The sequence below is a fragment of the Serratia sp. EC4 genome (genome assembly GCF_059652115.1).
Genome location: NZ_JBNIDE010000002.1, coordinates 272,866 through 293,412 on the forward strand (window position 1 = coordinate 272,866; position 20,547 = coordinate 293,412).

The following is a 20,547-nucleotide window of genomic DNA, read 5'->3' on the forward strand; positions in this document are numbered from 1 at the left end:
GCTGCTTTATTTCACTCTGTCACGGTCACCACCGGCTATTCCCGGTGGTAAGGATGATTTGTTGTAATACTCCAGGCGCGGTAGAGGCTTTCGGCCACCAGGACGCGCACCAAAGGATGCGGCAGCGTCAACGGAGAAAGCGACCAGCTCTGCTCGGCAGCGGCTTTGCAGGCGGGCGCCAGCCCTTCCGGGCCGCCGATCAGCAAGCTGACGTTGCGGCCATCCTGCTTCCAGCGCTCAAGCTGCTGCGCCAGCTGCGGCGTTTCCCACGGCGTGCCTGGGATATCCAGCGTAACGATGCGGTTGCCTTTGCCCACCGCCGCCAGCATCTGTTCGCCTTCCTTGTCCAGAATGCGCTTGATGTCGGCGTTTTTGCCGCGTTTGCCCGCCGGGATCTCGGTCAGCTCAAACGGCATATCTTTGGGAAAGCGGTGCAGGTAATCCATAAAGCCGGTTTGCACCCAGTCTGGCATTTTGGTGCCGACCGCCACCAATTGCAGTTTCACCGCTTAGCTCCAGAGTTTTTCCAGCTCGTACAGGCGACGGCTTTCTTCCTGCATCACGTGCACGATCACTTCGCCCAGATCGACCACGATCCAGTCGGAGGCTTCCTGGCCTTTCATGCCGTACAGCTCCATGCCCGCGGCGCGGGATTCCTGCACCACGTGGCTGGCGATCGACATCACGTGGCGCGTCGAGGTGCCGGTGCAGATGATCATGCAATCGGTGATGCTGGATTTGCCCTGAACGTCCAGAGCGATAATGTCTTGGCCTTTCAGATCATCGATTTTATCGATGACGAAATCTTGGAGCGCTTTACCTTGCAAAGGTTCCCCCTCGGGTGTGTTCTGTTCAGTCGGCTGCGGCGGGCAAAATGCGCGCGCCGCGGCGTAACCGGATAATGGTTTCGGCAGGCTGCCGCTGAAAGCCAGCTAACTGGTGACTGCCCGGCCAGCTAAGGTTTCCGGGGTTTTCAGCGGATACCTGAAAAATAGCGGCGCAGTATATCACGCACCTTTCGCTAGCGATATAAACCCTGCAACTCGATATAGCGCTGCACCGGGCGCGGCAGCAGGTCGTCGCAGTTGAGGCCCTGATGGCGACGCTGGCGGATCTCGGTGGCGGAAATTTCCAGCTCCGGCGTATCGGCCAAATAGATGTGGCCGTGCGGGCGACGGCTGAGCAGCGCCGGGTCGGCGGTGCGATGGCGTTCCAGCCACTGCTGCAGTTCCGGCGTGTCCATGCGATCGTTATAGCCCGGGCGCGCCAGCACCAGCAGGTGGCAGACGTCCAACAGCGCCTGCCAGCGGTGCCACTTATGCAGCGTCAGCAGCGAGTCCTGGCCAATAATAAACGCCAGCGGCTGGGCGGCGCCACGCTCTTTACGAATCGTTTCCAACGTCTCGATGGTGTAGGAGGGGGTGGTGCGGTGCAGTTCGCGATCGTCGACCGCAAACAGCGGATTGCCGGCGATCGCCAGCTCGACCATCTTCAGGCGCTGCTGCGCATTGGCCTCCGGCTGCGGGCGGTGCGGCGGCACGTGGTTAGGCAGCAGCGTGACGCGATTCAGGCCCACTTCGGCGGCCAGCGCCTCCACCGGCCGCAGGTGGCCGTAGTGGATCGGGTCAAAGGTGCCGCCGAACAGCGCGTGCAATACGGTGGGGTGTTCCGGATTAGTGGGCATCGCTAAAACTCGTGGCCAGGGGTTTGCCGCACAGCAGCATCGACAGGGTTTCCAGTTCCGGCCAGACCGACTGACCATAGTCCTGCTTGAGCGTCAGCTCGATTTGCGTCAGCAGCTGCACCGCCTGCTGCAGCTGGGGGCCGGACAGGCGTTGCAACGCCTGGGTCACCAGCGGGCGGCGGTTCTGCCAGACCTTGTGCTGATCGAACAGCGTGCGCAGCGGCGCGGAAGCCATGCGGCGCTGCAGCGTCAGCAACAGCAGCAGTTCGCGCTGCAGGGTGCGCAGCAGGATCACCGGCTCGACATCCTCTTGCTGCAGCTGCTGCAAGATATGCCAGGCGCGCTTGCTCTTGCCGGCCAGCAAGGCGTCCAGCCAGTGGAACGGCGTGAAGTGGGCGGCGTCGTTCACCGCCTGCTCGACGCGCGGCAGGGTGAGCTTGCCGTCCGGGTGCAGCAGCGACAGCCGCTCCAATGCTTGCGACAGCGCCAGCAGGTTGCCTTCGTAGCAGTAGCACAGCAACTGGTTGGCGGCGTCGTCCAACTCCAGCTTCATCGCCTTGGCGCGTGCGGCGACCCAGCGCGGCAGCTGCGCCTGTTCCGGCGTCTGGCAGCTGACGAGAGCGCCGTGCGGGCTGAGCGCCTTGAACCAGGCGCTGTTTTCCTGCGCTTTGGTGAGGCGCGGGCCGCGCAGGATCAGCAGAATATCCTCGTGCAGCAGCGTGGCCAGCTTGGTCAGCTGTTCGCCGATCGGCGCCGTCGGGCCGTTTTCTGGGAAGATCAGCAGCAGCGTCTGGCGGCTGGCGAACAGGCTCATCGCCTGGCAGATGCCGAAGATGGCGTCCCAGTCGGTATGGGCGTCGAGGGAAATGCTGTAGTGCTCGCTGAACTGCTGCTGTTGCGCAGCCTGCCGGAGCAGATCCTGGCTTTCCTGCAGCAGCAGCGGTTCATTGCCGCTCAATAAATAACAAGCGCGCAGCCCCTCTCGGAGCTGCGCGGCAAGTTGTTCCGGATAAATACGGATCATTGTGCGGTTTGGCTTGCCGCTCGTTCGCCGGCGGCAGCGGCTTTTTGCCGGTTTTCTTCTTCCGCCGCATGCACGGTCAGCAGTTTGCGCACCAGTTGCTGCGCCGCCTGCTCACGCATTTCCTGGCGAATGATCTCCTGCTCGGAGTCTTTGGCCAGCGCGGTCAGCGGGTTGTCGAAGAACGAACGGAACACTTTCACCGACAGTGGATACAGGTCGTGGCCCGGGAGCAGCACCTGCGCCTGCACGGTCAGCACCAGCTGGTACTCGGCGGTTTTACCGTCCTGGAAGATCGAGGCGGTATCCTGGCTTTCCGTCGCGCCGATGATGCGCAGGGAAGGCACGTCTTTACGCTTCGGATCGCTGACGATGGTCACGTCGTTCAGACGCAACTGCTCACGCACCGCGCGCGTCAACGGACCATAAGGGTCGGCGCTGTCGAGGATCAGCGTTTTCATTTCATTAGGCACCTGCGTGGTGCCACGCAGGTGAAAACCGCAGCCGGCGGTGACCAGCACCGCCAACCCCAGCAACAGCGTCAGAATACGTTGTCGCACAACTCCTCCTTGTGTTAACCCACAACCAGGTTAAGCAGTTTGCCCGGAACGTAGATCACTTTACGAATCGTGACGCCGTCCAGATATTTAGCCACCAGATGCTCTTCGGCAGCGCGCGCGCGCACTTGCTCTTCGGTCGCATCGGCAGATACGGTGATTTTAGCGCGAACCTTGCCGTTCACCTGCACCACCACCAGCTTGGAGTCCTCGACCATCGCCTGCTCGTCGGCAACCGGCCATGGCGCGGTGTCCACGTCGCCTTCGCCACCCAACGCCTGCCACAGGGTGAAGCACACGTGCGGGGTGAACGGATACAGCATGCGAACCACGGCCAGCAGCGCTTCCTGCAGCAGCGCGCGATCCTGCTCGCTCTCCTGCGGCGCGCGGGCCAGCTTGTTCATCAGCTCCATCACGGCGGCGATCGCGGTGTTGAAGGTCTGACGGCGGCCGATATCGTCGGTCACCTTGGCGATGGTTTTGTGCAGATCGCGGCGCAGCGCTTTCTGATCTTCGTTCAGCGCCGCCACGTCCAGCGGCTGCACCGCGCCTTTTTCCACGTGATCGTAGGCCAGTTTCCACACGCGTTTCAGGAAGCGGTTAGCCCCTTCCACGCCGGATTCCTGCCACTCCAGCGTCATTTCTGCCGGTGAAGCGAACATCATGAACAGACGCACGGTGTCCGCGCCGTATTTTTCCACCATCTCCTGCGGGTCGATGCCGTTGTTCTTCGACTTCGACATTTTGCTCATGCCAGCATAGACCAGTTCACGGCCTTGCGGATCGGTGGCTTTAATGATGCGGCCTTTGTCGTCGCGCTCGACGGTGGCGTCAACCGGGGATACCCAGACGCGTTCGCCGCTGTTGCCGGTGTAGTAGAAGGCGTCGGCCAGCACCATGCCCTGGCACAGCAGGCGCTTGGCCGGCTCGTCTGAATCCACCAGGCCCGCATCGCGCATCAGCTTGTGGAAGAAGCGGAAGTACATCAGGTGCATGATGGCGTGTTCGATGCCGCCGATATATTGATCGACCGGCAGCCAGTAGTTGGCGGCGGCCGGATCCAGCATGCCCTGGTCATACTGCGGGCAGGTGTAGCGCGCGTAGTACCAGGAAGACTCCATAAAGGTGTCGAAAGTGTCGGTTTCGCGCAGCGCCGGCTGGCCGTCGACGGTGGTCTTCGCCCACTCGGGGTCGGCCTTGATCGGGCTGGTGATGCCGTCCATGACCACGTCTTCCGGCAGGATCACCGGCAGTTGGTCTTCCGGCGTCGGCATCACGGTGCCGTCTTCCAGCGTCACCATCGGGATTGGCGCGCCCCAGTAACGCTGGCGGGAAACGCCCCAGTCGCGCAGACGGTAGTTGACCTTGCGTTGGCCGACGCCTTTGGCGACCAGTTTGTCGGCGATGGCGTTGAAGCCGGCTTCATTGTCCAGGCCGTCGAACTCGCCGGAGTTGAACAGCGCGCCTTTGTCGGTCATCGCTTCGGCGCTTACGTCAGGCTGGCTGCCGTCGAGGTTCAGGATCACCGGTTTGATCGGCAAATCATATTTGGTGGCGAATTCCCAGTCACGCTGGTCGTGCGCCGGTACCGCCATCACGGCGCCGGTGCCGTATTCCATCAGCACGAAGTTGGCGACCCACACCGGCAGCTTCTCGCCGCTCAGCGGGTGGACAACGAACAGGCCGGTCGGCATGCCTTTCTTCTCCATCGTCGCCATTTCGGCTTCGGCAACTTTGGTGTTGCGGCATTCGTCGATGAACTCGGTCAGCGCCGGATTGTTGCGCGCGCCCTGTTGCGCCAGCGGGTGGCCCGCGGCGACCGCCACGTAGGTGGCGCCCATGAAGGTGTCCGGGCGGGTGGTGTAAACCGTCAACTTCTCTTCGCTGTCCGCCACGTCGAAGGTGATTTCCACGCCTTCGGAGCGGCCAATCCAGTTGCGCTGCATGGTTTTCACCTGCTCCGGCCAGCTTTCCAGCGTGTCCAGATCGTTCAGCAGCTGATCGGCGTAAGCGGTGATTTTGATGAACCACTGCGGGATCTCTTTACGCTCGACCTTGGTGTCGCAGCGCCAGCAGCAGCCGTCGATAACCTGTTCGTTGGCCAGCACGGTCAGATCGTGCGGACACCAGTTCACCGCCGAAGTCTTCTTGTAGACCAGGCCTTTTTCATACAGTTTGGTGAAGAACCACTGTTCCCAGCGATAGTATTCCGGCTGGCAGGTGGCGATTTCGCGATCCCAGTCGTAGCCGAAGCCCAGCAGTTTCAACTGGTTCTTCATGTATTCGATGTTGTCGTAGGTCCACGGGGCCGGCGCGGTGTTGTTTTTCACCGCCGCGCCTTCCGCCGGCAGGCCGAACGCATCCCAGCCGATCGGCTGCAGTACGTTTTTGCCCAGCATGCGCTGATAGCGCGAGATCACGTCGCCGATAGTGTAGTTACGAACGTGGCCCATGTGCAGTCGGCCGGACGGGTAAGGCAGCATGGATAGGCAGTAGTACTTTTCCTTGCTGTCGTCTTCGGTAACTTTGAAAGTCTGCTTCTCTTGCCAGTGAAGCTGTACGTTCGATTCTATGTCTTCTGGACGGTATTGCTCTTGCATGGCGGCCGGTGGTCCTGTAGGTGTAAACCGTTGCCCCGGTCAGAGGCAACGCAATGAACATTTAGTATTCGTAGATCCGCATAGCATAGCTGATAAGACCTCCCGGCAACAACTCCAAGCGCCTGACTCGGCGCATTTAAAAAAAACGCCGTCATGACGCGGCTCACAACCTGCGGATCCCGCGTCTTGCCAAGTGGCATCAGTCATTTACGGCTAAAATAAGAACAAGTAGCTTAGGGGGGATCCCTACAGCCAAGTCCGGCGCAGCGTTTATCGAGGAGAGTCTATGAACAAGGTTGCTCAGTATTACCGCGAATTGGTGGCATCGTTGAGCGAACGCCTGAAAAACGGCGAACGCGATATCGATGAACTGGTGGCCAGCGCGGAGCGGCGCTTGAACGAGGCCGAAGATTTGACCCGCGACGAAGTGCGGCAGGTGACGCAGGCGGTGCGGCGCGATCTGGAAGAGTTCGCGCGCAGCTATCAGGAGAGCCGGGACGAGTTTACCGACAGCGTGTTTATGCGCGTGATCAAAGAGAGCCTGTGGCAGGAACTGGCGGATATCACCGACAAAACCCAGCTGGAGTGGCGCGAGGTGTTCAAGGATGTCAGCCACCACGGCGTTTACCACAGCGGTGAAGTGGTGGGGCTGGGCAATCTGGTGTGCGAGCAGTGTCACTACCATCTGGCGTTTTACACGCCGGAGGTGCTGCCGCTCTGCCCGAAATGCGGTCACGACCAGTTCCAGCGCCGGCCGTTTGAACCGTGATGACGTTCCCCGGCAGGGCGGGGAACGCTAAGGCCGGCGTTTAACGGAACAGTTTCTTCAGCAGATTGCTCAGGAAACCGCCGCTGACGGTTGCCGGGGCAACTTCCGCCTGCGCCGGTGCGCTGGCCGGTACGGCGACGCCGGCCGGGATTTTCTGCGCGATCGCGATGCGGCTGTCCTGGGCGGCTTTCTCCGCCGCTTCCGGGCCGTAGGCGAAGCCTTCCGCCAGCACGAATTCAACGTCGGTGATGCCGATAAAGCCCAGGAACAACTTCACGTACGGCGTGATCAGATCCGTCGGCGTGTCGGCGTGGACGCCGCCGCGGCTGGAGATGACGATCGCTTTCTTGCCCGTCACCAGCCCTTCGGCGCCGGCGGAGGTATAGCGGAACGTCTGGCCGGCGCGGGCGATAAGATCGAAGTAGATCTTCAGCTGCGTCGGGATGTTGAAGTTGTACATCGGGGCGCTGATGATCAGCGTGTCGTGCGACTTCAGCTCGGCAATCAGCTCATCGGACAGCGCCAGGGTGCTTTGCTGATGCGGCGTCAGCGGTTTGTCGCCGGCGGTAAAGCCGGCCATCACTTCACCATCCAGCTCCGGCAGCGTTGGGTTGGCCAAATCGCGCACGGTGAACGTGTCTTCAGGGTGAGTTTCACGCCATTGTTCAACAAAAAAATCGACTAATTTTCCAGACTGGGAATATTCACCCAGAATGCTTGATTTCAGGACCAGTACGCGGCTCATTGGCTTATCTCCAGGCGAAGGCTAATCGGTAACGATGTCAGTCGGTGTAAACGCATGGTAGAGGCAAGCCATGAACAGTGATAGCGCAAAAATTCGCTGAGTTAAATCAAAAAAGTTGAATGAGGGGCGCGAGCGCGCCCCGATAGGATCAATAACGCGCTACGCGCTCGGCCAGCAGATCGATAAAGCCCTCGCGGTTGATGCCGGTCAGCACTTCCACGTTGGCCGCATTGCCGGTTTGCTGGAAATAGTCCACCACCGTCATGCCGACGGTGTAGTCCCCTTTGGTCTCCACGCCGACCCAGCGTTCTACGCCGGTGAACAGCTGCGGCGCCAGCAGCCAGGCGATGGTGCAGGGATCGTGCATCGCTGCGCCGGGCAAGCCGCGCGGATGGCTGAGGTACAGCGGCAGGTAAAAATCGAGCATCTCCGCGACCGCCTGCGCGACCGGATTGTCTATCTGGCGAATGCGCTCGATATCCTGCGGCAACACCAGTGCCTGATGGGTGACGTTCAGCCCGGCCATGGTCAGCGGCACCCCGGATTTCAGCACCATTTCGGCGGCTTCGGGATCGACGAAGATGTTGAACTCCGCCACCGGCGTGGTATTGCCGGCGTTCATGCCGCCGCCCATGAATACGATGCGCTCGATGCGGCTTTTCAGCTCGGCGTGCTGGGCCAGCAGCAGGGCGATGTTGGTCATCGGGCCGGTCACCACCAGGGTGATCGGCTGCGGGCTGGCGCGCAGCAGGTCGGCGATCAGCTCAACGGCGCCGCGGGGATCGGGTTTGAGGGTCGGCGTCGGCAGGTGGGTGTTGCCCATGCCGGTTTTGCCGTGGACATAGTCGGCGATCACCAGCTCGCGCATCAGCGGGCCGCCGGCGCCGGCGGCGACCGGGATGTCCTCGCGCTGCATCAGGGTCAGCAGGCCCAGCGCGTTATGCAGGGTTTTCTCCGGCGTCTGGTTGCCGGCGGAGGTGGTAATGGCTTTGACGTCCAGCTCCGGCGAACGCAGCGCCATGGCCAGCGCGATGGCGTCGTCGAGGCCGGGATCGCAATCGATGATAATAGGGCGGGGCATGTTCTTTCTCCTCTGTTTGTTATCCAGCGAGCATCGGATCAAAACCGGGGAGAAACAAGCGCTTTTAGTGCCGGGAGAAAAGATGCGCCCCTGGCGGGGCGCATCGAGAGAGTTTAGTGCAGGATCTTGGCCAGGAAGTCCTTGGCGCGATCGGACTCGGGGTTGTTGAAGAAATCGTCTTTGTTGCGGTCTTCGACGATTTTGCCTTCGTCCATAAAGATCACCCGATTCGCCACCTTGCGGGCGAAGCCCATTTCGTGGGTTACCACCATCATGGTCATGCCTTCGTTCGCCAGTTCGACCATCACGTCCAGCACTTCGTTGATCATTTCCGGATCGAGCGCCGAGGTCGGTTCATCGAACAGCATGGCGATAGGATCCATGCACAGCGCGCGGGCGATGGCGACGCGCTGCTGCTGGCCGCCGGACAGCTGGCCGGGGAACTTGTTGGCATGGGCGGAGAGGCCGACGCGTTCAAGCAGCTTCAGGCCCTTCTCGCGTGAGGCGGTCTTATCGCGCTTGAGCACTTTCACCTGCGCCAGCGTCAGGTTGTCGATGATAGACAGGTGCGGGAACAGCTCAAAGTGTTGGAACACCATGCCGACTTTGGCACGCAGCTGCGCCAGGTTGGTTTTCTTGTCGTTGACCGGCGTGCCGTTCACCAGGATGCTTCCCTGCTGGATCGGCTCGAGGCCGTTGACGGTTTTGATCAGGGTGGACTTGCCGGAACCTGAAGGACCGCAGACGACGACCACTTCGCCTTTTTTCACTTCGGTGGTGCAATCGGTCAACACTTGGAAGTGACCGTACCACTTGGAAACATTTTTCAGGGATATCATCAAACAGTCCTTTTCTTCAAATAGCTTACCAGCGCCGAGGCGGCGAGGCTGATAACAAAATAGACAAAACCGGCGAACAGGATCATTTCAACCTGGGTGCCGTCGCGTTCGCCAATGGTCGACGCGGTGCGGAAGAAGTCGGCCAGGCTCAGTACGTAAACCAGCGAGGTATCCTGGAACAGTACGATGCCCTGAGTCAGCAGCAGCGGCACCATGGCGCGGAACGCCTGCGGCAGGATCACCAGCCGCATGGACTGCCAGTGGGTCATGCCCAGCGCCAGCGCGGCGGAGGATTGGCCGCGCGAGATGCTGATGATACCGGCGCGGATGATTTCCGAATAATAGGCCGCTTCAAACAGGGAAAAGGCTACCATAGCCGAGATCAGGCGAATATCGGTTTTCGGCGACAGCCCTAGAACCTGTTGTAATAAGCTTGGAACCACCAGATAGAACCACAGCAGCACCATCACCAACGGCACCGAGCGGAACAGGTTGACGTACAGGGTGGCGAACCAGCTTATCGGTTTGAACGGCGACAGACGCATGACCGCCAACACGGTGCCCCACAGGATGCCGACCACGATGGCGGTCACGGTGATCTTCAGCGTGATCACCATGCCTTGCAGCAGATAAGGGAAGCTTGGGACGATCGACGCCCAGTCAAATTCGTACATTATTTACTCCCCAGGTTGCCAGGCAACTGCACTTTCTTTTCGACCAGACGCATAAACAGCATGATAACGGCGTTGATGCCGATATAAGCCAGCGTGATGGCGGTAAAGGATTCATAGGCGTGTGCGGAGTAATCCAACAGCTTACCGGCCTGCGCGGCCATGTCCACCAGCCCGATGGTGGAGGCGATGGCGGAGTTTTTGACCAGGTTGAGCATTTCCGAGGTCATCGGCGGCACGATCACCCGGTAGGCGTTCGGCAGCAGCACGTAGCGGTAGGTTTGCGGCAGCGTCAGGCCCATCGCCAACCCGGCGGCTTTCTGGCCGCGCGGCAGGGACTGAATGGCGGCGCGCACCTGTTCGCAAACGCGGGCGGCGGTAAACAGCCCCAGGCAGAGCATGGAAGAGACGAAGAACTGCACGTTGGGATCCAGCTCGGTTTTGAACCAGGTGCCGATATTGGCCGGCAGCAGCTCGGGGATCACCAGATACCAGGTAAAGAATTGCACGATCAGCGGCACGTTGCGGAACAGTTCGACGTAACAGGTGCCGAGGGTGGAAAGAAAGCGGTTGGGCACGGTACGCAAGATACCGAACAGTGAACCGACGAAGAAAGCGATAATCCAGGCACAGACGGAGAGGGCCACCGTGACCTGAAAGCCGGACCAGATCCAGCCGAGGTAAGTGGTGTTCCCAAACGGGGCCTGCTGCAGGAAGATACCCCAGTTCCAATCTATTGACATAACAAACTCCGATAAACGGGCGCAGGGCGCCGAAGATTGATGACTTGATGAGCGCCGATCGCCGCGCGGCCAGTCTGGCTGGCTTGTTGTGTACGGGTGTCGGTGATGCGCCTTGGGGAAAATGAGGGAGGGGAACGGCCCCCCTCATTCCTGTCTGTCCCAGTCATCAACTGGGCCGGTTTGGCCTGGCGGCCGCCCCGGCTTTTGTTCTATTTAGTTCAACGCTTTGTCGTTAGGCTCTTTGAACAGCTGCTTCATGTCATCCGACAGTTCGAAGTTCATGTTGAGGTTTTTCGGTGGAATAGGCTGCTTGAACCATTTCTCAAACCACTTGGCCGCTTCACCGGAAGTTTGCGCCTGGGCGATGGTGTCATCGACCAGCTTTTTAAACTCAGGATCGTCTTTGCGCAGCATGCAGCCGTAGGCTTCTTTCGACTGCGGCGTGCCGATGATTTCCCACTGATCCGGTTTCTTGGCCTTGGCGCGTTCGCCCGCCAGCAGGGCGTCGTCCATCATGAAGGCCACCGCGCGGCCGCTTTCCAGGGTACGGAAGGAGTCGCCGTGGTCTTTGGCGCTGATGATGCGCATGTTCATTTTGTCGCTGTCGTTCAGCTTGTTCAGCAGCACTTCGGAGGTAGTGCCGGAGGTGACCACCACCGGTTTGCCGGCCAGGTCCTTAAAGTCTTTGATATCGGAGCCTTTCTTCACCAGCAAGCGGGTGCCGACCACGAAAATGGTGTCGGAGAAGGCGGCCTGTTTCTGGCGCTCGAGGTTATTGGTGGTGGAGCCGCACTCGAAATCATAGGTGCCGTTTTGCAGCAGCGGGATGCGGTTCTGCGAGGTAATCGGCAGCATTTTCACCTGCAGATTCGGCGCATTCAGCTTTTTCTTAACGGCTTCAACGATTTGGTTGGAGTAGTCCTGAGAGTAGCCCACAACTTTTTGTTGGTTGTCGTAGTAGGAGAACGGCACTGACGATTCGCGGTGGCCGACAACGATCACGCCATTGTCTTTGATTTTCTTCAGCGTACCGGTCAGGTCTTCCGCGTGAGCCACGCTACCTGCCGCACCGAGCAGCAGTAACGATAACGCCAATTTACGCATTTGCATGGTCCAACTCCTTTGCTGTTGTTGTGGCTCTGACTAAAGAGCGTCAGGTTAAATCGACTGTTTATTGCTCAAGTTATAAAGATAGTCTTATGAACTGAACGCTGTTAAAAAATAACCGATTGTGAACACATTGAAACTAAAATGTTTCATTTTTTGAGACGCCGCGCGCACCAAATTAATGCAACAAAACGTCGGCGCCCCCGCGCGGTGCGCTTAATGCACCCAAAATGTGCGCAGGTGCGACAAAACGTCAGCAAAAGTAAACCGGCGCGCGTTGTCGCCATAGATAAAAGCAAGGAGTGTGCCAGCCGCGTTGATTTAACGACGTTTTCTGACTGAGGTGGGGATATTGACGGGAACGCGGGGCGCGGCGGGCGCGCCCCGGCGAAGAGGATTATTTGCGGCGCAAGCCCAACATCAGCGCCCAGCCGCCCAGCAGCAGGGTAATCACCCACAGCGGTGTGGCGCCGAAGCGCGCATAAGGCGTGACGCCGGTGGTCGGCGTGACCTTCACTTCGAGCACCTGGCGGGTAAACTGCGGGATCTCGGCGATCACCTCGCCGTTCGCATCCACTGCGGCGGTAACGCCGTTATTGGTGCTGCGCAGCAGCGGCCGGCCGAGCTCCAGCGCCCGCATGCGCGCCATCTGGAAGTGCTGCCACGGGCCGATGGAGTGACCGAACCAGGCATCGTTGGAGATGGTCAGCAGGAAGTTGGTGTCCGGGCGGAAGTTATCGCGCACCTGCTGGCCCAGCACGATCTCGTAACAGATGGCCGCCGTCAGGTTGTAGCCGCGTACGCTGAGCTGCGGCTGCACGTAGTCGCCGCGGCTGAAACCGGACATCGGCAGATTGAAGAACGGCGCGATAGGGCGCAACAGTTCACCCAGCGGCACGAACTCGCCGAACGGCACCAGGTGATGCTTGTTGTAGCGATCTTTGGCCGGGTAGCTGTACGGCGTCGGTTCGCCCAGCACGATGGCGCTGTTGTATTCCTGCACGCCTTGCGGGGTGGCGCGCGCATCGACGATGCCGGTGATCAGGCTGCTGTTCTTCGCCCGCATCAGGTCATCCATCATGGTCAGGAAGCCGTTCTGACGCGGCTCGAAGTCAGGGATGGCGGACTCCGGCCAGATGATGATCGGCGCTTTGCCCATGTAGGGGCGGGTTTCGTCCAGATAGGTTTGCAGCGTGCTGAGCAGAATGCTCGGATCCCACTTCATCGACTGGGGAATGTTGCCTTGCACCATGGCGACGTTCACCGCTTTCTCCGGCTGCGGGGCAAACCACTGCAGCTGGCGCAGCGGCCACGGCAACAGCAGCAGCGCGGCGGCAATCACGGCAGCCGAGAGACGGCGCTGATTGACGGCGTACACCAGCAGGCCGGCGATGGCCATCAGCACAAAGGTGATGGCGTCGACGCCCAGCAGTGGCGCGATGCCCTTCAGCGGGCCATTGATCTGGCTGTAGCCGAACTGCAGCCACGGGAAGCCGGTCAGCACCCAGCCGCGCAGGAATTCGGTCACCTGCCACAGCGCCGGCGCGGCGATGGCTAGCCGCCACCAGCGGGTGGCCGGCCACAGGCGCGTCAACAGCCCGGCGAACAGCCCGGTATACAGCGACAGGTAAGCGGCGAGCAGTACCACCAGGAAGACGTTGACGGCGAAGGGCATGCCGCCGAAATCGGCGATGCTGACATACACCCAGTTGATGCCGCTGCCGAACAGCCCGAAGCCCCAGACAAAGCCGAGCAGGGCGGACTGTTTGGTGGTGCGATTGAGGGTAACGGCCAGCAGGCCGAACAGGGAAACGATGGCCGCGGGCCAGAAGTCGTAGGGCGAGAACGCCAGCGTCCCGCCGGCACCTGACAACAGCGCCAGCAGGGCGCGAACCCGCTGGCGTTCAAGTAATGAGGCTTTAGCCATGTTGGATTTAATCTTCCAGTTTCGGTGGTGGAGAATCGTCCGGAATTTTTACATGAACCTGGATGATACGTCGACTATCGGCCATGGCAACTTTAAATAGGTAACCTTCGATTTCAATGGTTTCCCCGCGCGCCGGCAGGTGGCCGAAGGCCTGCATCACCAGACCGCCGATGGTATCGACCTCGTCGTCGCTGAAGTGGGTGCCGAAGGCTTCGTTGAAGTCTTCGATCGGCGCCAGCGCGCGCACGGTGTACATGTGGCGGCTGAGCTGGCGGATATCCAGATCGTCTTCGTCGTCGTATTCGTCTTCGATCTCGCCGACGATCAGTTCCAGGATATCTTCGATGGTGACCAGGCCGGACACGCCGCCGAATTCGTCAATGACAATCGCCATGTGATAGCGCTGGGAGCGGAACTCTTTCAGCATCCGGTCGACGCGCTTGCTTTCCGGCACCACCACCGCGGTGCGCAGCACCTTGTCGATGCTGAACGGCTCGGAGTCTGCGCGCATGAACGGCAGCAGATCCTTGGCCATCAGGATGCCTTCGATGTGATCTTTGTCTTCGCTGATCACCGGGAAGCGCGAGTGGGCGGAGTCGATAATCACGTCCAGGCACTCTTCCAGCGTCTGGTTGCGCTTGAGCGTCACCATCTGGGAGCGGGGGATCATGATGTCGCGTACGCGCTGCTCGGCGATATCCATCACGCCTTCCAGCATGTCGCGGGTATCGGGATCGATCAGGTCGTTTTGTTCGGAATCGCGGATCAGCTCGACCAGATCGCCACGGTTTTTGGGCTCGCCGTGGAACAGCTGGTTAAGGATAAGAGTAAAGAACCCCTTCTTGGGACTGGGGCTGTCATTGCTTTGTGAATGGTCGTCGCTCATGGCGTTTTCGTTACTGTCACTCATGTCAGAGTTAAGGGGCGTCAGCGACAGCCCCGCAGAGGGGCTGTAGGGTAAACGGCTGACGTCAGACGGGGTCTTTTTCCGCCAGGTACGGATCAGGATAGCCCAGTCCGTGCATGATTTCGGTTTCCAAAGACTCCATTTCTTCGGCTTCATCGTCTTCGATGTGGTCATACCCTAGCAGATGGAGGCTGCCGTGGACAACCATATGCGCCCAGTGGGCCTCCAGCGTCTTGCCTTGCTCAATTGCTTCCTGCTCAACCACCTGACGGCAGATGATCAGATCGCCGAGCAGCGGCAGCTCGATGCCCGGCGGGACTTCGAACGGGAAAGAGAGCACGTTGGTCGGCTTGTCTTTGCCGCGGTAGGTCAGGTTCAGCTCGTGGCTTTCCGCTTCGTCCACCAGACGCACGGTCACCTCGGCCTCTTCCTGAAATTGCGGCAGCACGCCTTCCAGCCAGCGCTGGAAGGTGGCCTCATCCGGCAGGCCGTCGCTGCTTTCACAGGCAATCTGCAAATCCAAAATCACCTGGCTCATGGTGTCTCCTGCTCGGAGGCGGCGATCGCCTCGCGCTTACGTTGTTCGGCAATCGCGTCTTTGCGTTTCTGTTCGGCCGCTTCCCAGGCCTCATAGGCGATGACCACGCGAGCCACCACCGGGTGGCGCACCACGTCTTCGCTGTGGAAGAAGTTGAAGCTCAGCTCCTCCACGTCCGACAGCACTTCCACCGCGTGGCGCAGGCCGGATTTCTGGTTGCGCGGCAGGTCGATCTGGGTGACGTCGCCGGTGATGACCGCCTTCGAGTTGAAGCCGATGCGCGTCAGGAACATCTTCATCTGCTCGATGGTGGTGTTCTGGCTCTCATCCAGGATGATAAAGGCGTCGTTCAGCGTGCGGCCGCGCATATAGGCCAGCGGCGCGACTTCGATCACGTTGCGCTCAATGAGTTTCTCCACGCGCTCGAAGCCCAGCATTTCGAACAGGGCGTCGTACAACGGGCGCAGATAAGGGTCGACCTTCTGGCTCAGATCGCCCGGCAGGAAGCCCAGCTTTTCGCCGGCCTCGACCGCGGGGCGGGTCAGCAGTATGCGGCGAATTTCCTGGCGTTCCAGCGCATCCACCGCAGCGGCGACCGCCAGGTAGGTTTTGCCGGTGCCGGCCGGGCCGATGCCGAAGGTGATGTCGTGATCGAGAATGTTGGCGATGTACTGCGCCTGGTTAGGCGTGCGCGGTTTCACCATGCCGCGCTTGGTTTTAATGGTGACCGCCTTGCCGTAATCCGGCACGCTGTCGGCCACCTGTTCCAGCACCCGGCTCTCTTTGATCGCCAGATGGATTTGCTCCGGATCGATATCCGGGATCACGCCGCGAATCGGCGCGGTATCCACGTACAGATGGCGCAGGATATCGGCGGCGGCGACCACGCACAGGTTCTTGCCGACCAGCTTGAAACGGTTGTCGCGGCGATTGATTTCGATGCCCAATCGGCGCTCGAGTTGTTTGATGTTGTCATCAAACGGGCCGCACAGGCTGAGCAAACGCTTGTTGTCTGCGGGCTCTAACAAAATTTCTTGTGTTGCGACGTTCAAACTATTCCTCTAGGTCACATCGGGCCTGGTTGATGTCACATAGCGCGTCCGGGACGCGCGCGTTCAGGGCGAGCCTGAATACTCTCTTTCTTGAATTATTCATGGTGCGCCGCAACGGCGCAAGTTTACCGCTGATCTATCTGTGCGCCGTCGGCGGAATTCAAGGGAAGATCAGGAAAAAACGCGGCGGGGCGCAAAGCCCGCCGCGTCATCGCAGGACAAGACCGCTGGGAATCAGTTCTTTTTCACGAATTCGGACTTCAGTTTCATCGGGCCGAAACCGTCGATTTTGCAGTCGATGTTGTGATCGCCTTCCACCAGACGAATGTTTTTCACCTTGGTGCCGATCTTCAGCATCGAGGAGCTGCCTTTGACCTTCAGGTCTTTGACCACGGTGACCGCATCGCCGTCCGCCAGCAGGTTGCCATTGGCGTCTTTGACGATCAGCGCATCCTGATCTTCCGCCGGGGCGCTGTCGCTCCACTCGTGGGCGCACTCAGGGCAAATGAACAGGGCATTGTCCTGGTAGGTGTATTCGGAGTTGCACTTCGGGCAGTGTGGGAGTTGCATGTTATGTCGCCTCTTCAACAATAAAAAATAGAAAAAAGAACATCACCGGGCGCGGACGCCCGGCGGAGAAACGGTAAGGAATAGCGTGAATGGGCGGCGATAAGGCGGCCGCCGCCGCGTCAGGGCTGGTAAATGCCGACGCCCAGCGCGTTTTCTTTGCGGGTACGGGCGATCACCGACTGCGGGGATTCATGTACGCGCAGATCCATCTGCTGTTCGGTGCGCACCACTGCGCCACGCAGGGTGTTGGTCAGCACCTCGGTAATTTCCACGTCGACAAACTGGCCGATCATGTCAGGCGTGCCTTCGAAGTTTACCACACGGTTGCATTCCGTGCGCCCGGCCAGTTCCATCACGCTTTTGCGCGAGGTGCCTTCCACCAGAATACGTTGGACGGTGCCGAGCATGCGGCGGCTGAACTGCAGCGCCTGCTGGTTGATGCGATCCTGCAGAATGTACAGCCGCTGCTTTTTCTCTTCTTCGCTGACGTCGTCAACCATGTCCGCCGCCGGCGTACCGGGGCGCGACGAATAGATGAAGCTGAAGCTGACGTCGAAGTTGACGTCGGCGATCAGGTTCATGGTCTGTTCGAAGTCGGCCTGGCTCTCGCCCGGGAAACCGACGATGAAATCGGAGCTGAGCTGAATGTTCGGGCGCGCCTTGCGCAGCTTGCGGATAATCGCCTTGTACTCCAGCGCGGTGTGCGCGCGTTTCATCATGGTCAGGATGCGATCCGAACCGCTTTGCACCGGCAGATGCAGGAAGCTGACCAGCTCCGGCGTGTCTTCGTACACCGCGATGATATCGTCGGTGAACTCGATAGGGTGGCTGGTGGTGAAGCGAATGCGATCGATGCCGTCGATGGCGGCCACCAGGCGCAGCAGTTCGGCGAACGAGCAGATATCGCCGTCATGCGTGGCGCCGCGGTAAGCGTTGACGTTTTGGCCGAGCAGGTTGACCTCGCGCACGCCCTGCGCCGCCAACTGGGCGATTTCGAACAGCACGTCGTCGCTCGGGCGGCTCACTTCCTCGCCGCGGGTGTAAGGCACCACGCAGAAAGTGCAGTATTTGTTGCAGCCTTCCATGATCGACACGAATGCGGTCGGGCCTTCGGCGCGCGGTTCCGGCAAGCGGTCGAATTTTTCGATCTCCGGGAAGCTGATATCGACCACCGGGCTGCGGGTGCCCTGAACGTGATTGATCATTTCCGGCAGGCGGTGCAGGGTCTGCGGGCCGAATACCACGTCGACGCAAGGCGCGCGGCTGCGGATAAGCTCCCCTTCTTGCGAGGCCACGCAACCGCCGACCCCGATGATGACAGACGGGTTCTTTTCTTTCAGCAAGCGCCAGCGCCCCAGCATGGCGAAAACTTTCTCCTGCGCTTTTTCACGGATCGAGCAGGTGTTCAGCAACAGCACGTCCGCTTCTTCGGCGTTGTCGGTCCACTCGAAGCCGTGCGTGCTGTTCAACAGGTCGGCCATTTTCGATGAATCGTACTCATTCATCTGGCAGCCCCAGGTTTTGATATGTAGTTTTTTCGTCATTGACTTGCCATTACTCAGTGCGGAGCGAAAGTTGCGTTACGCGACATGCAGGGCGCGTATTGTAATCATTTGCCGCCGTTGTGACCAGCGCGGGGGAAAATGGCACGCAACCTGAAGCCGAAGCGAAAATCCGGTACACTGCGCAAAACGCCATGCCGGGTGGGATGGCGAGCATTCACACAGAAAACATAGCCAATATGAAGACATCTCAAAATCGGTATGACGCGGTGGTGGTGGGCGGCGGCATGGTCGGCGCGGCGGCGGCCCTTGGGCTGGCGCAGGCGGGCTGGTCGGTGGCGTTGCTGGAACATCAGGCGCCGCAGGCGTTCGAGGCGCAAAGCCCGCCGGACCTGCGCATTTCCGCGATCGGCTGCACCTCGGTGGGGCTGCTGAAACAGCTCGGCGCCTGGCCGGCCGTGACGGCGATGCGTACGGCGCCGTATCGCCGGCTGGAGACTTGGGAGTGGGCGTCGTCGCGGGTGGCGTTCGACGCGGTGTCCCTGGGGCTGCCCGAGCTGGGCTTTATGGTGGAAAACCGCATTCTGCAGCTGGCGCTGTGGCAGCAGTTCGCGCAGTGCGCCAATCTGACGTTGCTGTGCCCCGCCAGGCTGCAATCGCTGCAGCGGGCGGACAAGGCCTGGCAGTTGACGCTGGACAGCGGCGAGACGCTGCAAGCGCGGCTGGTTATCGGCGCCGATGGTGCCAACTCGCAGGTGCGCAAGCTGGCGGCGATCGGCACCAACGGTTGGCAGTATCGTCAGGCATGCATGTTGATCACCGTCGATACCGGCGCGCCGCAGCAGGATGTGACCTGGCAGCGCTTCTTCCCGTCCGGGCCGCGCGCCTTCCTGCCGCTGTACGACAGCTGGGCATCGCTGGTGTGGTATGACAGCCCGCAGCGCATTCGCCAACTGCAGGCGATGCCGCCGGCGCAGCTGGAGCGCGAGATCGCCGCCGCTTTTCCGGCGCGACTGGGCCCGGTCAAGGTGCACGCCGCCGGATCGTTCCCGTTGACGCGGCGTCATGCGCAGCGTTACGTACTGCCGGGGCTGGCGCTGCTGGGGGATGCCGCGCATACCATCAACCCGCTGGCCGGGCAGGGCGTCAATCTGGGGTATCGCGATGTGGATGCCTTGTTGAATGTGTTGAGCGAGGCGCGGGATCAGGGAGAGGACTGGAGCAGCGAGGCGGTGCTGTTGCGTTATCAGCGTCGCCGTCGCACCGACAATCTGCTGATGCAGAGCGGCATGGATCTGTTTTATACCGCCTTCAGCAATAACCTGGCGCCGCTGAACGTGGCGCGCAATCTGGCGCTGATGGCCGCGCAGCGGGCGGGCAAGCTGAAAGAGCATGCGTTGAAGTACGCCTTGGGATTGTAACCGGTAGGGCTCAGCGGCGGCTGGGCCCGTTAGGATTGGCTGAACGCCAGACAGCAAAAAGCCCGCCGAAGCGGGCTTTTCTAAATATGGCTGGGGTGCCAGGATTCGAACCTGGGTATGCTGGTATCAGAAACCAGAGCCTTACCGCTTGGCGACACCCCAATTATGGTGGCTACGACGGGATTTGAACCTGTGACCCCATCATTATGAGTGATGTGCTCTAACCAGCTGAGCTACGTAGCCGATGTTACTTTTTACTTCTTTGATTTGCAAGCAGTTTGTTATGGCTGGGGTACCTGGATTCGAACCAGGGAATGCCGGTATCAAAAACCGGTGCCTTACCGCTTGGCGATACCCCACCTGCAAACAAATCTTATGTTGAAACCCCGTTCCCGAAAGAATATGGCTGGGGTACCTGGATTCGAACCAGGGAATGCCGGTATCAAAAACCGGTGCCTTACCGCTTGGCGATACCCCATCAACATACTGCGCCGACGATGAAGAGAAATGGTGCGGGAGGCGAGACTTGAACTCGCACACCTTGCGGCGCCAGAACCTAAATCTGGTGCGTCTACCAATTTCGCCACTCCCGCAAATGCAAAAAAGAGATGGTGGCTACGACGGGATTCGAACCTGTGACCCCATCATTATGAGTGATGTGCTCTAACCAGCTGAGCTACGTAGCCCTCTTTTTTTGCTTTGCCTTCATCGGCGTTGCGGGGCGCATTATGCGTATATGACCGATTTGCGTCAACAAGTTTTTTCCCGAAAAAGCGCCCGGAAGCGCCGTTTGTCTGGGTTGTGAACATTATG

The 20,547-nt window shown here is 60.1% G+C and carries 20 protein-coding genes and 6 tRNA genes; 2 read left to right on the forward strand and 24 right to left on the reverse strand.

The annotated features are described in order from the left end of the window. Positions 1–35 precede the first annotated feature (35 nt). The 6 genes from rlmH to leuS form a co-directional block, all read right to left on the reverse strand. Positions 36–506, reverse strand: a complete 471-nt coding sequence (gene rlmH / locus ACP39K_RS07925; protein ID WP_004940002.1) for a 23S rRNA (pseudouridine(1915)-N(3))-methyltransferase RlmH — start codon at positions 504–506, stop codon at positions 36–38. A gap of 3 nt (positions 507–509) precedes the next feature. Continuing rightward, on the reverse strand, positions 510–827 hold the full coding sequence (gene rsfS / locus ACP39K_RS07930; RefSeq protein WP_016928774.1) for a ribosome silencing factor: 318 nt from the start codon (positions 825–827) through the stop codon (positions 510–512). 194 nt (positions 828–1,021) lie between these two features. Continuing rightward, on the reverse strand, positions 1,022–1,684 hold the full coding sequence (nadD, locus tag ACP39K_RS07935) for a nicotinate-nucleotide adenylyltransferase (RefSeq protein ID WP_015376938.1): 663 nt from the start codon (positions 1,682–1,684) through the stop codon (positions 1,022–1,024). Further along, entirely contained in the window at positions 1,674–2,708 is a 1,035-nt protein-coding gene (gene holA, locus ACP39K_RS07940; RefSeq protein WP_016928772.1) for a DNA polymerase III subunit delta, read from the reverse strand. Before holA ends, nadD begins: the two co-directional genes overlap by 11 nt. Continuing rightward, positions 2,705–3,265 (reverse strand): LPS assembly lipoprotein LptE, encoded by a 561-nt coding sequence (lptE, locus tag ACP39K_RS07945; protein ID WP_016928771.1) that lies wholly within the window; start codon positions 3,263–3,265, stop codon positions 2,705–2,707. The genes holA and lptE overlap by 4 nt, the downstream gene beginning before the upstream one ends. 14 nt (positions 3,266–3,279) lie before the next feature. Further along, the gene (gene leuS, locus ACP39K_RS07950) at positions 3,280–5,862 is read right to left on the reverse strand and encodes a leucine--tRNA ligase (protein ID WP_033641093.1); all 2,583 of its coding nucleotides are present in this window, start codon (positions 5,860–5,862) and stop codon (positions 3,280–3,282) included. A 286-nt stretch (positions 5,863–6,148) separates the two neighbouring features. Here leuS and ACP39K_RS07955 point away from each other — a divergent pair, with 286 nt between their 5' ends. Next, the gene (locus ACP39K_RS07955; RefSeq protein WP_004939988.1) at positions 6,149–6,631 is read left to right on the forward strand and encodes a zinc ribbon-containing protein; all 483 of its coding nucleotides are present in this window, start codon (positions 6,149–6,151) and stop codon (positions 6,629–6,631) included. Between the two features lie 40 nt (positions 6,632–6,671). Here ACP39K_RS07955 and ACP39K_RS07960 read toward each other — a convergent pair whose 3' ends face one another. From ACP39K_RS07960 to miaB, 12 genes are all read right to left on the reverse strand, one after another. Continuing rightward, positions 6,672–7,376 (reverse strand): FMN-dependent NADH-azoreductase, encoded by a 705-nt coding sequence (locus ACP39K_RS07960; protein ID WP_016928769.1) that lies wholly within the window; start codon positions 7,374–7,376, stop codon positions 6,672–6,674. 148 nt (positions 7,377–7,524) lie between these two features. After that, positions 7,525–8,457: a pyrimidine-specific ribonucleoside hydrolase RihA gene (gene rihA / locus ACP39K_RS07965; RefSeq protein WP_016928768.1), complete on the reverse strand. Its 933-nt coding sequence runs from the start codon at positions 8,455–8,457 to the stop codon at positions 7,525–7,527. A 113-nt stretch (positions 8,458–8,570) separates the two neighbouring features. Beyond that, positions 8,571–9,296: an amino acid ABC transporter ATP-binding protein gene (locus ACP39K_RS07970; protein ID WP_004939983.1), complete on the reverse strand. Its 726-nt coding sequence runs from the start codon at positions 9,294–9,296 to the stop codon at positions 8,571–8,573. After that, the gene (gene gltK / locus ACP39K_RS07975; protein WP_004939982.1) at positions 9,296–9,970 is read right to left on the reverse strand and encodes a glutamate/aspartate ABC transporter permease GltK; all 675 of its coding nucleotides are present in this window, start codon (positions 9,968–9,970) and stop codon (positions 9,296–9,298) included. Before gltK ends, ACP39K_RS07970 begins: the two co-directional genes overlap by 1 nt. Beyond that, entirely contained in the window at positions 9,970–10,710 is a 741-nt protein-coding gene (locus tag ACP39K_RS07980; protein ID WP_004939979.1) for an amino acid ABC transporter permease, read from the reverse strand. Before ACP39K_RS07980 ends, gltK begins: the two co-directional genes overlap by 1 nt. A gap of 213 nt (positions 10,711–10,923) precedes the next feature. After that, positions 10,924–11,820: an amino acid ABC transporter substrate-binding protein gene (locus ACP39K_RS07985; protein ID WP_004939976.1), complete on the reverse strand. Its 897-nt coding sequence runs from the start codon at positions 11,818–11,820 to the stop codon at positions 10,924–10,926. Between the two features lie 394 nt (positions 11,821–12,214). Then, positions 12,215–13,744 (reverse strand): apolipoprotein N-acyltransferase, encoded by a 1,530-nt coding sequence (lnt, locus tag ACP39K_RS07990; protein WP_033641090.1) that lies wholly within the window; start codon positions 13,742–13,744, stop codon positions 12,215–12,217. A 7-nt stretch (positions 13,745–13,751) separates the two neighbouring features. Further along, on the reverse strand, positions 13,752–14,630 hold the full coding sequence (gene corC / locus ACP39K_RS07995) for a CNNM family magnesium/cobalt transport protein CorC (RefSeq protein WP_004939973.1): 879 nt from the start codon (positions 14,628–14,630) through the stop codon (positions 13,752–13,754). Between the two features lie 85 nt (positions 14,631–14,715). Continuing rightward, positions 14,716–15,189, reverse strand: coding sequence for an rRNA maturation RNase YbeY (gene ybeY / locus ACP39K_RS08000; RefSeq protein ID WP_497008415.1), 474 nt, complete (start codon positions 15,187–15,189; stop codon positions 14,716–14,718). Next, positions 15,186–16,241: a PhoH family protein gene (locus ACP39K_RS08005; RefSeq protein WP_497008416.1), complete on the reverse strand. Its 1,056-nt coding sequence runs from the start codon at positions 16,239–16,241 to the stop codon at positions 15,186–15,188. Before ACP39K_RS08005 ends, ybeY begins: the two co-directional genes overlap by 4 nt. Before the next feature lie 234 nt (positions 16,242–16,475). Further along, positions 16,476–16,811, reverse strand: a complete 336-nt coding sequence (locus ACP39K_RS08010) for a zinc ribbon domain-containing protein YjdM (protein ID WP_016928764.1) — start codon at positions 16,809–16,811, stop codon at positions 16,476–16,478. 119 nt (positions 16,812–16,930) lie between these two features. Beyond that, positions 16,931–18,355, reverse strand: coding sequence for a tRNA (N6-isopentenyl adenosine(37)-C2)-methylthiotransferase MiaB (gene miaB / locus ACP39K_RS08015; RefSeq protein ID WP_004939964.1), 1,425 nt, complete (start codon positions 18,353–18,355; stop codon positions 16,931–16,933). A 197-nt stretch (positions 18,356–18,552) separates the two neighbouring features. Between miaB and ubiF the strand changes: the two genes are divergently transcribed. Next, positions 18,553–19,734 carry a 3-demethoxyubiquinol 3-hydroxylase gene (gene ubiF / locus ACP39K_RS08020; protein WP_048796867.1) on the forward strand — a complete coding sequence of 394 codons (1,182 nt, stop codon included), beginning with the start codon at positions 18,553–18,555 and terminating at the stop codon, positions 19,732–19,734. A gap of 87 nt (positions 19,735–19,821) precedes the next feature. On the opposite strand, the gene ACP39K_RS08025 is transcribed toward ubiF, so the two are convergent. The 6 genes from ACP39K_RS08025 to ACP39K_RS08050 form a co-directional block, all read right to left on the reverse strand. Continuing rightward, positions 19,822–19,896: transfer RNA gene (locus ACP39K_RS08025), tRNA-Gln, on the reverse strand. A 4-nt stretch (positions 19,897–19,900) separates the two neighbouring features. Continuing rightward, positions 19,901–19,977: transfer RNA gene (locus ACP39K_RS08030), tRNA-Met, on the reverse strand. A 41-nt stretch (positions 19,978–20,018) separates the two neighbouring features. After that, positions 20,019–20,093, reverse strand: a tRNA-Gln gene (locus ACP39K_RS08035). Positions 20,094–20,137: 44 nt separating this feature from the next. Further along, positions 20,138–20,212: transfer RNA gene (locus ACP39K_RS08040), tRNA-Gln, on the reverse strand. Positions 20,213–20,242: 30 nt separating this feature from the next. After that, a tRNA-Leu gene (locus ACP39K_RS08045) sits at positions 20,243–20,327 on the reverse strand. Positions 20,328–20,343: 16 nt separating this feature from the next. Then, a tRNA-Met gene (locus tag ACP39K_RS08050) sits at positions 20,344–20,420 on the reverse strand. Between the last annotated feature and the right edge of the window lie 127 nt (positions 20,421–20,547).